Below are 15684 nucleotides of genomic sequence, written 5' to 3' on the forward strand. Positions count from 1 at the left end.
AAAGTAGTTCTAGCCTGCGTTTCGGGGTGCGTCAAACGAACGCGGCGCTTTACATGGCATCGAGGAAACATTGAACCTTGTCAGCCATTTGTTCAGGGCTGAGCGTCCGTTGGAAGAACTCGACAAAACCATGCTCGGGCAAGGTCAGGTAGGTCATGGTGGTGTGGTCCACGAGGTAATATTCCTCGGCCCCTTCGGCAGGCGCTTGTTTTTCGTAAAAGGTCCGATAGGCGCGGCTGGCAGCCTTGACCTGTTCCTCGGTTCCGGTCAAGCCCAGCATCCGGGGATGCAGATTATCGGTGAATTCGGCCATGACCTCGGGCGTGTCGCGGGCCGGGTCGACCGAGATGAACACCGGTTTCACGATCTCGCCACGCTCTTCGAGAATCCTGATGGCCTCTGCGTTGCGGTAATTGTCCAGTGGGCAGACATCCGGGCAGAAGGTATAGCCGAAATAGATCAGCGAGGGTTTGTCGATCACATCGGCATCGGTGACGGTTTCGCCGGTTTCGCTGACCAAGGTGAACGGGCCACCGATCTGCGATGTGCCACCGGCCACCTTGCCAGTGCGACATTGGGCGAATTGGTCGTCCGGTGCGCTGCCGATGGTCATGTAATAGACACCGCCCAACAGGCCCAGAATGGCCACCACAGCCGCAATCGCATAGGTCCGCGTCATCTCAATTCCCTTTGTGAAGCTAGGCAAGCCGCCCATCGTATGGCACATCTAACATCGGATGCCCAAGTTGCAACGGGGCGGAAAGGCGCAGATGTCCGACTCTTCGATGGATATGTTCAAATCTCCCAGCCGGGGAAGCTGGATCAGGTTGCGCACGCTGATCCTATTGCGCTGGTGGGCGATTTTCGGGCAGGTGACCGCGCTGATCGTGGCGCAGCGGCTTTACAACCTCAATCTGGAGATCGGGTTGTGTTATCTGGCGGTGGGCGTGGCGGTGACGTCGAATCTTGTCGCGTCATTCATCTATCCAGAAAACAAGCGCCTGTCCGAGACCGAAACGCTTTTGGTCGTGTTGTTCGACATGCTGCAACTGGGGTTGATGCTTTATCTTACTGGCGGCCTCAACAATCCGTTTTCGATCCTCATTGTGGGGCCGGTGATTGTCTCGGCCTCGGCGTTGTCGTCACGTTCGACCATGTTCCTTGGGTTAACGGCAATCTTGATCGTGTCGTTGTTGACCCAGCTTTACTTGCCCCTGCGCACCGAGCAGGGGTTTATCCTGCGGGTGCCGCAGATCTTCATCTTCGGCAATTGGGCGGCGATCGTCATCGCCGTGGTGTTCTTGGGGGTTTATTCACGCTGGATCGTATCCGAGATGCATTCAATGTCGGATGCCCTGCAAGCCACGCAGATGGCCTTGGCCCGTGAACAGAAATTGACCGACCTTGGCGGTGTGGTGGCGGCGGCGGCGCATGAGCTTGGCACGCCTTTGGCCACGATCAAGCTGACCAGTTCGGAACTGGCCGAGGATTTGGCCGATAGTGATGATCTGCGCGAAGATGCGCTTTTAATCCGCGAACAGGCGGACCGCTGCCGCGATATCCTGCGGTCGATGGGCCGGGCGGGCAAAAGCGACCAGATGTTGCGCCGTGCGCCGCTGACCGCCGTAGTCGAGGAAGCCGCAGAACCGCATGTCGAACGCGGCAAGGTCATCCTTTTCGAGCACGGCAGCGAAAGCACTGGTGAGCCGCCCACTGTCCTGCGCCGCCCCGATGTGATTCATGGGCTACGCAATCTGGTTCAGAACGCGGTGGACTTCGCGCAAGAGAAGGTCTGGGTCGAAAGCCGTTGGACCGAAGACCGTATCGTCATTCGGATCATGGATGACGGGCGGGGGTACCCGCCGCATGTCCTGAACCGGATCGGCGACCCTTTTGTGCGTCGCCGCAGCAGCCCACCGGATGCCCGCCGCCCGGAATACGAGGGGATGGGCCTTGGCCTGTTCATTGCCAAGACGCTTTTGGAACGCTCGGGCGCGGACCTGAGCTTTGCCAATGGGTCGGACAGTTTCAAACGTCAATCGGCCCTGGCCGAGCGGACCGGCGCTTTTGTCGAGGTCAGTTGGCCCCGCGCGCGTATGGAGGCCGAGCCGCGTAGCGACCGCGCGCCGATGGGCGAGAACGAGCAAATCCGGCAGTAGCGCACCACGCGCATTAATCAGCGATTAACCAAGGATTAACCAAGATAGGAGCACTCTTCCCCCAAGGGCCGTCGCCAAGGGGAGTATCATGGACGTCGTGACACCGCTTTATATCCTGATCCTCATGGGCGCGGCGTCGATTGTGGCGCTTTTCGTTCTCTGGGTTTCGGGGCTTTTCCTGTCCAGACCCTCGGACCACGCAATACAAGGTCAAGCCTTGCCAAGTGACGCATTCTTTCTGTTTCAGGACGACAGGTTGGCTGACATGGATATCGGCGCCGATGGCTCAATGGAAGATTTGCAAAGCTGGGAGGGCTTTCGAACAGCGATCGGGGCGCAGTTTCCGGATTTGCCCAACTCCCTTGCCGACCTGCCGGAAGATTTGGAGGTGCGCCTTCCGGCCATTGGCGCAGCACAGGGGGCCCGCCTCATATGCCACCGCCAAGGGGCAACGACCCGCCTTCGCTTGACCTTGGAGAACGCGCCGACGGCTTGGGACATCCTGAACAATGCCACGGCGCATCATCACCGCACAAACCTGATCAAGGCGTTGCACGACGCGCCCAATGCGGTTTGTGTCACCGATAGCGCCGGACGCGCAACATGGCACAACCCCGAATGGGCTTCGCTTCCCTCAGTGGTCGCCAATATCGCCATGGAAGAGAGCGGCGCAGACGAGAGCAATGCCGTGCCTGCCAGACGGATCACCGACCCTGATACAAGCCGCGCGTTCGAGCTGCGCATCGCAGCGCATGACACCGGCAGCTCGCTTTTCGTGTCCGAGATCACAGGCTTGGTAAGGGCAGAAAACGCCCAACGCAAATTCGTTCAGACGCTGACCAAGACCTTTGCCAACCTGACCACCGGCCTTGCCGTCTTCGACCGCAATCAGGAATTGGCCCTGTTCAACCCGGCGCTTCTGGAGCTGACCGCCTTGCCCGCCCCCTTCCTGACGGCGCGCCCGCATGTCATGAGCTTTTTCGACAGCTTGCGCGACCGGCAAGTGATGCCCGAACCGCGCAACTATGCCAAGTGGCGAAAGCATATCCTCGACATGATCGAAAGCGCCTCCGACGGGCTGTATCAGGAAAACTGGGCACTGCCCTCGGGCCTGACCTATCGGATCACGGGGCGGCCGCACCCCGACGGCGCGGTTGCCTTCCTGATTGAAGACATCACTGACGAGATGTCGATCAAACGGCGGTTCCGCGCACAATTGGATTTGCGGCAACTGGTGCTGGATGAAATGGACGATGCCATCACCGTCTTCGATTCCCGGAATCTCCTGATGTTCTGCAATCAGCGCTGTGCCGATCTTTTGGGGATCGACCCCGACAGCAGTTTCGCCGATTTCAGCGTCGCCGATATTATCAAGGCCTATACCGACACCCCGCTTGGTCACGCCGATTGGGGCGAGGTCGAAGCGCGACTTGCCTCGGACATGGGTGGCATGAAGGAAAAGTTTCTTCTTCGGGGGTCTGCAGGGCAAGTCATCGAATGCCGCGTGAGGTCGCTTTCGGGGGGCACGAAAATGCTGCAAGTTCGGCCAATGGCCACTTCAACAGAGCCGAGCCGCACGGCCGAACGCGCCTGATCCCACTTGCAGGCGGCGAAGGCGCGTGTAGTGTCGCGTCATGTCCCGCCAAACTGCCCGGATCACGACCGAAAGCCCCGAAGAAACCTGTGCCCTGGCGCGGGTCTTGGGCCCGCGTTTGGCCCCCGGTGACGTTCTGCTCCTGAACGGTGAGGTGGGGGCCGGCAAAACTCATTTCGCGCGGTGCCTTATTCAGGGGCTTTTGGACGAACCTGAGGATGTCCCCTCGCCGACCTATACCTTGGTCCAGAACTATCCGGGGCCTGCGGGCGAAATATGGCACGCCGATCTCTACCGCTTGACCGATACGAGCGAGATTGAAGAACTGGGCCTTGTCGACGCCTTCGAAACCGCGATCTGCCTTGTCGAATGGCCCGACCGATTGGGCGAGTTGACGCCGCCCGCCGCGCTATCCCTGACACTGGAAGCGCCGGCGGGGGATGACAGCCGTGTCCTGATCTTCGAGTGGTTGGACCCTGCATGGACACCCCGCGTGAAGGAGCTCGCCGATGTCGGATCGTGATCCCCTGATCGAGACATTCATCGAAGGCACCGATTGGAAGGGGGCGACTGTCGCGCCTCTGGCGGGCGATGCCTCGAACCGGCGTTATCTCCGGCTGACCCATCCCGAGGGCGGCAGCGCCGTTTTGATGGATGCGCCGCTCGAGAAGGGCGAAGATACCGCGCCTTTCATCCGCATCGCCGAATACCTGACAGCGCAGGGGCTGAGCGCGCCAAGGATTTTGGCGCGCGACGAGGCGCTGGGATTCTTGCTTTTGGAGGATCTGGGTGATGACCTTTTTGCCCGGGTGATCCCGCGCGAGCCAAACCTTGAAAACAGTCTCTATTCGGCCGCAACTGATCTTTTGGTGCAGTTACACGCGGCCCCACCAGCCGAAGGTCTGGCAGCCTACGACCCGCCCTTGATGGCTGATCTCGCCGCATTGCCGTTTGATTGGTATGCCAAGGTCGAACCCGGCCTGCGACGTGCCTTTGCGCAAGCGATGCAGAGCACGCTAGAGGGACTCCATGGCGCAAGCGATGTTTTGATTCAACGCGATTATCACGCGGAAAACCTGCTTTGGCTGCCTGAGCGTAAGGGCGCGGCGCGCGTGGGCTTGTTGGATTTCCAGGATGCCATGTTGGGCCACCGGGCCTATGATCTGGTCTCGCTCTTGCAGGACGCGCGGCGCGATGTGCCCCCGCGGATCGAAGAGGCAATGATCGACCGCTACATCGATCAATCCGGGCTGGACCCGATGCGATTTCGCGCCGATTACAACCGGCTCGGGGCACAACGGAACCTGCGGATTGTCGGGGTTTTCGCCCGCCTTTGCATCCGCGACGGCAAGGCGCATTACGTTGACCTGATCCCGCGCGTTTGGGGTCACCTGATGCGCAACCTTGAAGACCCGGCACTGGCCGATGTCGCAACCCTTGTGCGCGGGCATCTTCCCGTACCGAATACCGCCACCCTCCAAAGGCTCAAAGACCAATGCGCGACAAACCAAACGCCCTGATGCTTTTTGCCGCCGGCTTCGGCACGCGCATGGGCGCGCTGACCGCCGACCGGCCCAAACCGATGATCGAAGTGGCGGGCAGGCCGCTGATTGATCACGCGCTGGAGCAGGTGCGGGGCCATGGGGTGGAGACCGTGGTGGCCAATGTGCATTACAAACCCGACCCCCTGATCGACCACTTGAAAGGGAGCGACGTGCGGTTTTCGCATGAAACGCCCGATATTCTCGACACCGGCGGCGGCCTTCGTCACGCGCTGCCGCTCTTGGGCGATGGGCCGGTTTTTACCATGAATAGCGATGCAGTCTGGAAAGGACCGAATCCGCTGTCACAACTGGCCGAGGCGTGGGAGCCTTCAAAGATGGACGCCCTTCTGCTCTGCCTGCCGCGCGAGAACGCCTTGGGCCACAAGGGTGCGGGCGATTTCATGGTTGCGCCGGATGGACGTGTTACCCGAGGTCCGGGGCAAGTCTATTCCGGGCTGCAAATCCTCAAGACCGACCGCATGCAGGAGGTTGGCGAGGATGTTTTCTCACTCAATCTTCTTTGGAACCGGATGTTGGAGGACGATCGCCTCTTTGCCGAATCCTATCCGGGCAAATGGTGCGACGTGGGGCACCCCGAGGGTATCGTTCTTGCTCAAGAGATGCTTGGATACCGCAATGTTTGATCCCAGTGATGCCCCCCGTGTCTTTGGCGTGCCGCTTGGCGTGGATTTCCCCAAGGCGCTGGTCGACGGGCTTTTGGCGCTGCAAGAAGGTAAGCCGCCCGAGGCGCTGGCGCGGGTGCAGCTGATCGTCAATACCCGCCGCATGGCCCGCCGCATCCGCGAGATGTTCGCCCAAGGCCCGGCGCTACTACTGCCGCGTATCTCGCTCGTGACCGATCTGGGCGAGGATTGGGCGATGGCGGGTTTGCCCGATGCGGTGCCGCCCCTGCGGCGGCGGCTGGAATTGTTGCAACTGGTGGAGCGCCTGCTGGAACAATCCCCCGATCTGGCCCCGCGCGCCGCGCTCTATGACCTGTCCGACAGCCTTGCCAGCCTGATGGACGAAATGCATGGCGAAGGCGTGCCGCCCGAGGTGATCGAAGATCTGGATATTTCCGATCAATCCGGCCATTGGGAGCGAATAAAGGCCTTTTTAGGCATTGTTAGACCCTATTTCGATGTTGGTCAGACAGAACCCGACGTGGAAACCCGGCAGCGCATGGTGATTGAACGCTTGATTGATCGCTGGCAGGAAACGCCCCCGGATCATCCGATTATTCTGGCTGGTTCAACCGGCTCGCGCGGGGCAACGCAGATCTTGATGCAGGCGGTTGCACGGCTGCCGCAAGGTGCGGTCGTGTTTCCGGGATTTGATGAAGACATGCCCGAGGACGTCTGGGACACACTCGAAACCCCGATGAGTTCCGAAGACCATCCGCAATATCGCTTTGCCCAATTCATGGCGCGGCTGGGTGGCCACCCGCGCGATGTCGCCCGATGGCCGTGGGCGCCGGGCCCGGTCAGCCATGACCGCAACAAGGTGATCTCGCTTGCCCTGCGTCCTGCACCGGTGACCGATCAATGGCTGCGTGACGGGCCGAATTTGCCTGATCTGACCAAGGCCATGGCCGATGTCACGCTGTTGGAGGCCGAGTCGACCCGCGATGAGGCACTGACCATCGCCATGCGCCTGCGTAAGGCCGCCGAGGATCAAACCACCGCGGCCCTTATCACCCCGGACCGAACGCTGACACGGCAGGTCACCGCACTTCTGGACCGTTGGGGCATAACCCCGGACGATTCCGCCGGCATACCGCTGCATCTTTCCGTGCCGGGGCGGTTCTTGCGGCATGTGGCGGACCTGATGCGCAACCGCCTGACGGCGGAATCGCTTCTGACCCTGCTCAAGCATCCGCTGACCCACACCGGCAATGCGCGTGGTCCGCACCTGCGGTTGACGCGCGAGTTGGAATTGCACCTGCGCCGCCATGGCCCGCCATTTCCCGATGCCGAAAGCCTGACCGCTTGGGCGGCTGGCCGCAAGGAGGAGGAGGCCGAGGAGTGGGTGGCGTGGATTCGAGACTGTTTCTGCGCAAAAGAGGTGCAAACCGACCAATCACTGACGCGCCTGGTAGAGGATCACATCGCCTTGGCCAGCCGTATCGCGCAAGGCCCTGAAGGCGAAGCCGCAGGGGCGCTTTGGGAAAAGGAAGCCGGGCGCGAGGCGCTGAAAGCAGTCACCGAACTTCAGGAAAACGCGAAACACGGCGGACAGCTGAACGCTCCCGATTACGCCAACCTCTTCAACGCCATTCTGGGCCGGGGCGAGGTGCGCAACCCCGACACGCCGCACCCGCATATCCGCATCTGGGGGACGCTGGAGGCCCGCGTTCAGGGGGCCGACCTTCTGATTCTTGCAGGGCTGAACGAAGGCAGCTGGCCCGAGGCGCCCAAGCCCGACCCGTGGCTGAACAGGAAATTGCGCAACGACGTCGGGCTTTTGCTGCCCGAACGCCGCATCGGCCTTTCGGCGCATGATTTCCAACAGGCCGCCACCGCGCCCGAGGTTTGGTTGACCCGCTCAATCCGGTCTGATGATGCGGAAACCGTGGTGTCGCGCTGGCTCAACCGCTTGGAAAACCTGCTCAAGGGCCTTCCCGAGCGTGGCGGCAAAGACGCCCTGGATGCCATGCGCGCCCGTGGGCAAAAATGGCTCTCGTTGGCCGAGCAACTTGAAGACCCGGGCCAAGCGACACCAGCCAAACGCCCCGCGCCTGTACCCCCGGCCAGCGCCCGCCCAAGAAAGCTATCGGTGACGGAGATAAAAACCCTGATCCGCGATCCTTACGCGATCTATGCCAAACATGTCCTGAACCTGCGCCCGCTCGATCCGCTTATGAAAGCGCCTGATGCCCTGTTGCGCGGCACCGTCCTGCACAAGGTGCTTGAGGTATTCATCGAGGACACGAAGGATGATCCAGATCTGCTGACTCGCAATAACCTGATTGCCATAACCGAGACTATCTTGGCCGAAAACGTCCCTTGGCCCGAGGTTCGCGCGATGTGGCTGGCTCGGATGGAACGGGTGGCCGATTGGATACTGGAGTCCGAGGAAACTCGGCGAAGCCGCGCTCGGCCAACTGTGCTCGAGGAAAAGGGCCAAGCGGAATTGCCCAAACTGGGGTTCACCCTTTCCGGCACCGCCGACCGGATCGATATGGACGAGACCGGGCGGCTTTATATCTACGATTACAAGACCGGTGCCGCCCCCGCGAAAGACCAGCAGAAGCATTTCGACAAGCAATTGCTACTTGAGGCCGCGATGGCCGAGCAGTTCGGCTTTGGCGATCTTGCACCAAACAAGGTGGCCGGGGCCTATTACCTCAGCCTGAACAATGACCCCAAGGAAGTGCCAGCGCCCTTGGAGGAAGAGTCCGCCGAGAAGATCTGGAAAGAATTCGAGGCCCTGATCGCCGCCTATCTGGATGAGGGCAAAAGCTTCCCCTCGCGTCGAGCCATGTTCACCAAGGATATGGAAGGCGACTACGATCAACTGGCCCGGTTCGGAGAATGGGACATCACCGATGACCCGGAAGAGGAGCCGGTGACATGATCGAACGGGACGATGCCACACAACGGCAAGTGGACGCCGCCCGCCCGGACTGCTCGACCTGGCTTTCAGCCAATGCGGGGTCAGGCAAAACGCGGGTTCTCACCGATCGTGTGGCGCGGCTTTTGCTGGAGGATGTCGATCCACAACACATTTTGTGCCTGACCTATACCAAGGCGGCCGCCAACGAGATGCAGAACCGTCTGTTTGAGCGGTTGGGTGGATGGGCGATGCTGCCCAACGACATGCTGCGCGCGGAGTTGGAACAGCTTGGCGTGGAGCAGAGTCTGGGCGATGACACCCTACGCAAGGCACGGCGCCTGTTCGCCTGCGCCATTGAAACACCCGGCGGGTTGAAGATTCAGACGATCCACTCATTCTGTTCGTCGCTCCTGCGCCGTTTTCCACTTGAGGCCGGTGTCACGCCCCAGTTCACCGAGATGGATGACCGCACCGCAAGCCTTCTGCGCGCCGAGATCGTGGAGGAGATTGCCGCGGGGCCGCAGGCCAATTCCTTCTACGCGCTTGTGCGGCACTACACCGGTGGCGATCTGGATAAATTGATCGCCGAGATCGTCCGGACGGGCAGCGCGCTCAAAGCCCCAATCAATGACGCGGATTTGGCGCAGATCTTTGGCGTGCCAAGTGATTTGAATGAAGAGTCGCTCTTGGCTTCGGTCTTCTTGGGCAGCGAACGGTCGCTATTGGATCACTTGATCCCCGCGCTTGAGGCAAGCGGTCCCCGAGACCAAGGCGCGGGTGCAAAGCTTCGCGCTATTACCGCGCTTGACCTTTCCGCACTTGCAGTGCTTGAGGGTGTTTTTCTCAACGGGCCGGGCGCGAAAGAGCCATTTTCGGCCAAGATAGGCTCTTTTCCGACCAAATCATGCCGTGAGGGCCTTACGGCAATCATGCCGCAAATCGACGATTGGATGGCTCGCGTGGAATCGGCCCGCGACCGGCGACTTGCCCTTGCCGCCATGCGGAAAACCCGCGCCCTCCATAGCTTTGCCACCATCTTTCTTGAGGCTTACGAGGCGGCCAAGCTGCGCCGTGGGCTGCTTGATTTCGACGACCTGATCCTGCGCACCCGTGATCTTTTGACCAACCCCGATGTGGCGGCTTGGGTGCTCTATCGGCTGGACGGCGGGATTGACCATGTTTTGGTGGATGAAGCGCAAGATACCAGCCCCGTACAATGGCAAGTGATCGAACGCTTGGCACAGGAATTCACCAGCGGCGAAGGTGCCCGTGCCGATGCGCCGCGCACGATCTTCGTGGTCGGTGACAAGAAGCAGTCGATCTATTCCTTCCAAGGGGCCGATCCACGGGAATTCGACCGCATGAAAGACGAATTCGCGACCCGGCTTGAAGCCACGAACACGCCGCTTCAGGCCTTGGGCATGGAACATTCCTTTCGCTCGTCACATGCCATCCTGTCCTTGGTCGACGCGACCTTCTCGCAGGCCAAAACAAGCGGTTTTACGCCGGAACAGTCCCACAAGGCGTTCAAAGCCGATATGCCCGGCCGGGTCGATCTTTGGCCGCTGATCGAAAAGCCTGAGAAGGAAGAGCAGCCCGAGTGGTACCTGCCTGTCGACACCAAAGCGCCGAATGATCCCGCGATCCTGCTGGCCCGCAAGATCGCCCGGACCATCCGCCAGATGATCGATGACCAAACGCCGATTCCGGACGGCAAGGACGGCATGGTTCCCGCCCAGCCGGGTGATTTCCTGATCCTTGTGCAACGCCGAAGCGCCTTGTTCCACGAGATCATCCGCGAATGTAAGGATCAAGACCTTCCCATCGCCGGAGCCGATCGCCTCAAGGTGGGCGCGGAAATGGCCGTGCGCGACCTTGGCGCGCTTTTGTCGTTCCTCGCCACGCCCGAAGACAGCCTTGCACTGGCCACCGCCCTGCGCTCACCACTCTTTGGCTGGTCCGAGGCCGAGCTTTACGATCTCGCCCATGGCCGCAAGCAAAAATACCTCTGGGCGGAACTCCGCGACCGCGCGGCAAAGTACCCCGAAACCATGGCGGTTCTGGGTGACCTGCGCAAACAGGCCGATTTCCTGCGCCCCTATGACCTTCTGCAACGCATCCTCACCCGCCACCACGGCCGCCGTAACCTTCTGGCTCGACTTGGCACCGAGGCCGAGGATGGCATCGACGCGCTTTTGTCACAGGCCATGGCCTATGAACAACGCGCGGTCGATAGTCTGACGGGGTTCCTTGTCTGGCTGGAAACCGATGACCTTGAGATCAAGCGCCAGATGGACAGCGCCGGCAACCGCATCCGGGTGATGACGGTGCACGGGGCCAAGGGGCTTGAAGCGCCTATCGTCATCCTGCCTGACACGGGTCAGCGCAAGAACGAGGTCAAGGATCAAATCCTTGCCCATCAGGACACCGCGCTTTGGAAAACCGGCGCAGACGACGCGCCGCAGGTGATCCGAGATATGATCGACGCCAAGAAATCCGCGCAATCCGCCGAGCGCGACCGCCTGCTTTACGTCGCCATGACCCGGGCCGAAAAATGGTTGATCGTGGCAGCAGCGGGCGATTTGGGCAAGAATGGTGACACATGGCACGACAAGGTCCGCATGGGGCTTGAGGCTTGTGGTGCCGCGCCACACCCGACCGAGGGCGAAGGCGCTTTGCGTCTGGAGTATGGCGATTGGGGTGTGTCAGGTGCAGGCAAAGAGCGCGAAACGGCTTCTACGGTACGCCCCGATCTCCCCGCCTATTTCCACGCCAAGGCGCCGGACAAAGCCACTGCTTTGGATACCCTCAAGCCTTCGGAGCTTGGCGGCAAGAAGGCCCTGCCGGGTGAAGGACTGGAGGAAGAAGAGGCCAAACGCCGGGGCCGCCAAATTCACCGCCTTCTGGAAATCCTGCCTACCGTGTCCCAAGACACATGGCCCGACACCGCCGCGCGCGCGCTGGCCAATGGCCCCGACGCCGCCGAGGGCGCGGAGCTGACCGCGCTATTGAGCGAGGCACAATCGGTTCTCACCAAGCCAGAACTAGCGCATCTCTTCACCCCTGATGTATTGGCCGAAGTGCCAATCAGCGCCAATATCGAAGCCCTGCAAAATCGCCGCATTCACGGGATCATCGACGCGCTGATCGTGACGCCTGACAGCGTGCTGGCGGTGGATTTCAAAACCAACACCGTTGTGCCCGACAGCGCGCAGGCCTGCCCCGATGGCCTCTTGCGGCAAATGGGGGCTTATGCCCATGCGCTGGCCGCGATCTACCCCGATCACACGGTGCAAACCGCTTTTGTCTGGACACGCACGGCAACTCTCATGCCCCTGCCCCACGATCTTGTGACCAAAGCGCTCAAGACCACGACCATTGCTTGACGCATCCGGCCCACGTACATAGGTTGCAGGTCAAACGCACACCCCTGTCAGGAGAAAGCCCATGGCCACCGTTGCCGTAACCGATGATACCTTCGACGCCGAAGTGAAGAATTCCGACATCCCCGTTGTGGTGGATTTCTGGGCCGAATGGTGCGGCCCCTGCAAACAGATCGGCCCGGCCCTGGAAGAGATTTCCGCCGAAATGGAAGGCAAAGTGAAGATTGCCAAAGTCGACGTCGACAGCAACCCCAACGCCGCCGTGCAAATGGGCATCCGCGGTATTCCCGCGCTGTTCATCTTCAAGGATGGCGAGGTTGTCTCGAACAAAACCGGCGCCGCACCCAAAGCCGCGCTGCAAAGCTGGATCGAAGAAAGCATCTAAGCGATCCGCTACAAGTTTCAAAAGGGCTGCCTTTGGGCGGCCCTTTTTGTTCGCACAAGGACGAATTTTTCCGGCCTAGAAGGATTGAGAAGGGCTGCGCCCTGGGCCTCAAACCTCAACACCCCTTCCTTTTTCAAGCTCAAAGCGCGACAAACAGGGCATGACCCTCACAAACTCCGATATTCTCGATCTCGTCGCCCTGCGCCATGACCTACACCGCCACCCCGAGGTGTCCGGCCATGAGGCCCAAACCGCCCAGCGCATCGTGCAGGAATTCGCGCCGCTCTCGCCCGATCAAATGGTCACCGATCTGGGTGGGCATGGCGTGGCGGCGGTGTTCGAAGGCCCCGGGGCTGGCCCCACAGTCCTTTTCCGCTGTGAACTCGACGCCCTGCCGATCTACGAGACTGGCACGCCCGCCCATCGCTCCCTCGCCGAAGGGGTCGGGCACCTTTGCGGCCACGATGGGCATATGGCGATCCTGATGGGTCTGGCTCGGCTTTTGTCGCGGCAACGTCCCGCGCAGGGCCGTGTGGTTCTTCTTTTCCAACCGGCCGAGGAAACCGGGGCTGGGGCCAAGGCTGTGCTGGAAGATGAGAAATTCGACCCTATTCAACCGCAATATGCCTTCGCGCTGCACAACACGCCCGGCCTGCCATTCGGTCATGTGGCGCTTACCTCCGGGCCGGTCACCTGTGCATCTCGCGGACTTGAGGTCCAATTCACAGGCCGCTCCGCCCATGCCTCACAACCTGAAACCGGCATTTCCCCGATGGCGGCACTGGCGCAACTCATGCCAGAGCTTACCGCGCTCAGCCAGGGCTCCACCGCAGACCCCGATTTTGCGCTCGTCACCGTGACCCACACGCAAATGGGTGAACCCGCGTTCGGCATCGCCCCCGGCGACGCCCGCCTTTTCGCCACCCTGCGCACGCTCACCGATGACCTGATGGCGAACCTCTGCGATCAGGCTCTAACCTTGCTGAAAACGGCCTGCGACACCCATGGCCTGACCTTCACCCACGCCTATCACGACATCTTCCTGCACAGCGAAAATGATGCCGAGGCCACGGCCATCGCCACCGCCGCCCTCGACGCGCTGCAAATCCCGCATGACGCCACCGGCCTACCCTGGCGCCCCTCCGAGGATTTCGGGCGCTTCGGCCATAGCGCCCGCGCCGCCATGCTGTTTCTGGGCGCGGGCCATGGCCATGCGGCTCTGCATAACCCCGATTACGACTTTCCCGATGATCTCATTCCCATCGGCACAGGCATCTTTCACCGCATCGCGTGTGACCTTCTGGGCTGAACCCTTGCACCACGCGCCACAGCCTTCCATATAGGCACGAACCAAAGCGGAGGCGGACAATGAGCAACGAATTCCCCGGCTGGCACGGCACCACCATCGTCGGCGTCAAGAAAGGCGGCGAAGTGGTCATCGCAGGCGACGGCCAAGTCAGCCTTGGCCAAACCGTGATCAAGGGCACCGCCCGCAAGGTCCGCCGCATCTCTCCGGGCGGTTATGACGTGGTCGCAGGGTTTGCAGGCTCCACCGCCGATGCCTTCACCCTTCTGGAACGGCTTGAAACGAAGTTGGAGGCCACCCCCGGCCAGTTGCAACGCGCCTCGGTCGAACTCGCCAAAGACTGGCGCACCGACAAGTACCTGCAAAAGTTGGAGGCGATGCTGATCGTCACCGACGGTGACCAAATCTATGTCATCACCGGCGCAGGCGACGTGCTGGAACCCGAACACAACTGCACCGCCATCGGCTCGGGCGGCAACTACGCCCTCGCCGCCGCCCGCGGCATGATGGACAGCGACCGCACCGCCGAACAGATCGCCCGCGACGCCATGGCCATCGCCGCCGATATCTGCGTCTACACCAACGGCAACCTGACCGTAGAAAGCATCTCCAAATGACCGACCTGACCCCCCGCGAAATCGTCAGCGAACTTGACCGTTTCATCATCGGCCAGAAGGACGCCAAGCGCGCCACCGCCGTCGCCCTGCGCAACCGTTGGCGGCGCAAGCAACTGCCCGATGACCTGCGCGAGGAAGTGTACCCGAAAAACATCCTGATGATCGGCCCCACCGGCGTCGGCAAAACCGAAATCTCCCGCCGTCTGGCCAAACTCGCCCGCGCCCCCTTCATCAAGGTCGAGGCCACCAAGTTCACCGAAGTCGGCTATGTTGGCCGCGACGTGGAGCAAATCATCCGCGATCTGGTCGATACCGCCATCGCCCAAACCCGCGACTACATGCGCGAGGATGTCAAAGCCTCGGCCCATCAAAACGCCGAGGACCGGGTGATCGAGGCCATCGCCGGCGAAGACGCCCGCGACGCCACGCGCGAAATGTTCCGCAAGAAACTCCGCGACGGGCTGCTCGATGACACGATGATCGAACTTGACGTCGCCGATCATTCCAACCCCATGGGCATGATGGATATCCCCGGTCAGCCCGGCTCCCAACTGGGGATGATGAACCTTGGCGACATCTTCGGCAAAGCCTTCGGTGGCCGCACCACCCGCAAGAAACTCACCGTCGCCGAAAGCTATGAGCTTTTGATCAGTGAAGAGGCCGATAAACTCCTCGATGATGAAACCGTCAACAAAACCGCGCTCGAAGCGGTCGAACAGAACGGCATCGTGTTCCTCGATGAGATCGACAAGGTCTGCGCCAAATCTGAGGCCCGCGGCGGCGATGTCTCCCGCGAGGGGGTGCAGCGCGACCTGCTGCCGCTGATCGAAGGCACCACCGTGTCAACCAAGCACGGCCCGGTGAAAACCGATCATATCCTGTTCATCGCCTCGGGCGCCTTCCACATCGCCAAACCCTCCGATCTACTGCCCGAACTGCAAGGCCGTCTGCCCATTCGAGTCGAACTGCGCGCCCTGACCGAAGAAGATTTCGTGCGCATCCTGACCGAGACTGACAACGCCCTCACCCGCCAATACACTGCCCTCATGGGGACCGAGGAGGTGACGGTTGACTTTACTGAGGATGGCATCGCGGCGCTGGCCCGCATCGCGGCGGAGGTCAACCAGACCGTTGAAAACAT

The 15684-nt window shown here is 61.1% G+C and carries 12 protein-coding genes; 11 read left to right on the forward strand and 1 reads right to left on the reverse strand.

The genetic code is table 11. From position 1 onward, the window contains the following. Positions 1–49: 49 nt before the first annotated feature. Positions 50–679: an SCO family protein gene (locus QZ498_RS13845; RefSeq protein WP_294623228.1), complete on the reverse strand. Its 630-nt coding sequence runs from the start codon at positions 677–679 to the stop codon at positions 50–52. Positions 680–770: 91 nt separating this feature from the next. Here QZ498_RS13845 and regB point away from each other — a divergent pair, with 91 nt between their 5' ends. The 11 genes from regB to hslU all read left to right on the forward strand — a co-directional run. Beyond that, on the forward strand, positions 771–2159 hold the full coding sequence (gene regB, locus QZ498_RS13850; protein WP_294623230.1) for a sensor histidine kinase RegB: 1389 nt from the start codon (positions 771–773) through the stop codon (positions 2157–2159). Positions 2160–2247: 88 nt separating this feature from the next. Beyond that, the gene (locus tag QZ498_RS13855; RefSeq protein WP_294623232.1) at positions 2248–3753 is read left to right on the forward strand and encodes a PAS-domain containing protein; all 1506 of its coding nucleotides are present in this window, start codon (positions 2248–2250) and stop codon (positions 3751–3753) included. A gap of 40 nt (positions 3754–3793) precedes the next feature. Continuing rightward, a complete protein-coding gene (gene tsaE, locus QZ498_RS13860; RefSeq protein WP_294623234.1) occupies positions 3794–4276 on the forward strand; it encodes a tRNA (adenosine(37)-N6)-threonylcarbamoyltransferase complex ATPase subunit type 1 TsaE in 483 nt (160 codons plus the stop codon). After that, positions 4263–5273: a phosphotransferase gene (locus QZ498_RS13865; protein WP_294623236.1), complete on the forward strand. Its 1011-nt coding sequence runs from the start codon at positions 4263–4265 to the stop codon at positions 5271–5273. Before tsaE ends, QZ498_RS13865 begins: the two co-directional genes overlap by 14 nt. Further along, positions 5249–5941 (forward strand): nucleotidyltransferase family protein, encoded by a 693-nt coding sequence (locus QZ498_RS13870; RefSeq protein WP_294623238.1) that lies wholly within the window; start codon positions 5249–5251, stop codon positions 5939–5941. Before QZ498_RS13865 ends, QZ498_RS13870 begins: the two co-directional genes overlap by 25 nt. Next, a complete protein-coding gene (addB, locus tag QZ498_RS13875) occupies positions 5934–8873 on the forward strand; it encodes a double-strand break repair protein AddB (RefSeq protein ID WP_294623240.1) in 2940 nt (979 codons plus the stop codon). Before QZ498_RS13870 ends, addB begins: the two co-directional genes overlap by 8 nt. Continuing rightward, complete coding sequence (gene addA / locus QZ498_RS13880) at positions 8870–12238, forward strand: double-strand break repair helicase AddA (protein WP_294623242.1); 3369 nt, start codon at positions 8870–8872, stop codon at positions 12236–12238. The genes addB and addA overlap by 4 nt, the downstream gene beginning before the upstream one ends. Positions 12239–12299: 61 nt before the next feature. Further along, a complete protein-coding gene (trxA, locus tag QZ498_RS13885) occupies positions 12300–12620 on the forward strand; it encodes a thioredoxin (RefSeq protein ID WP_294623244.1) in 321 nt (106 codons plus the stop codon). A 160-nt stretch (positions 12621–12780) separates the two neighbouring features. Then, entirely contained in the window at positions 12781–13929 is a 1149-nt protein-coding gene (locus QZ498_RS13890) for an amidohydrolase (RefSeq protein WP_294623246.1), read from the forward strand. Positions 13930–13988: 59 nt separating this feature from the next. Beyond that, entirely contained in the window at positions 13989–14543 is a 555-nt protein-coding gene (hslV, locus tag QZ498_RS13895; protein ID WP_294623248.1) for an ATP-dependent protease subunit HslV, read from the forward strand. Beyond that, positions 14540–15684, forward strand: a 1145-nt coding sequence (gene hslU, locus QZ498_RS13900) for an ATP-dependent protease ATPase subunit HslU (protein WP_294623250.1), incomplete at its 3' end; no start/stop codon positions are given. The genes hslV and hslU, both read left to right, overlap by 4 nt.

Source organism: uncultured Roseovarius sp., from assembly GCF_913057115.1.
Classification (GTDB): domain Bacteria; phylum Pseudomonadota; class Alphaproteobacteria; order Rhodobacterales; family Rhodobacteraceae; genus Roseovarius.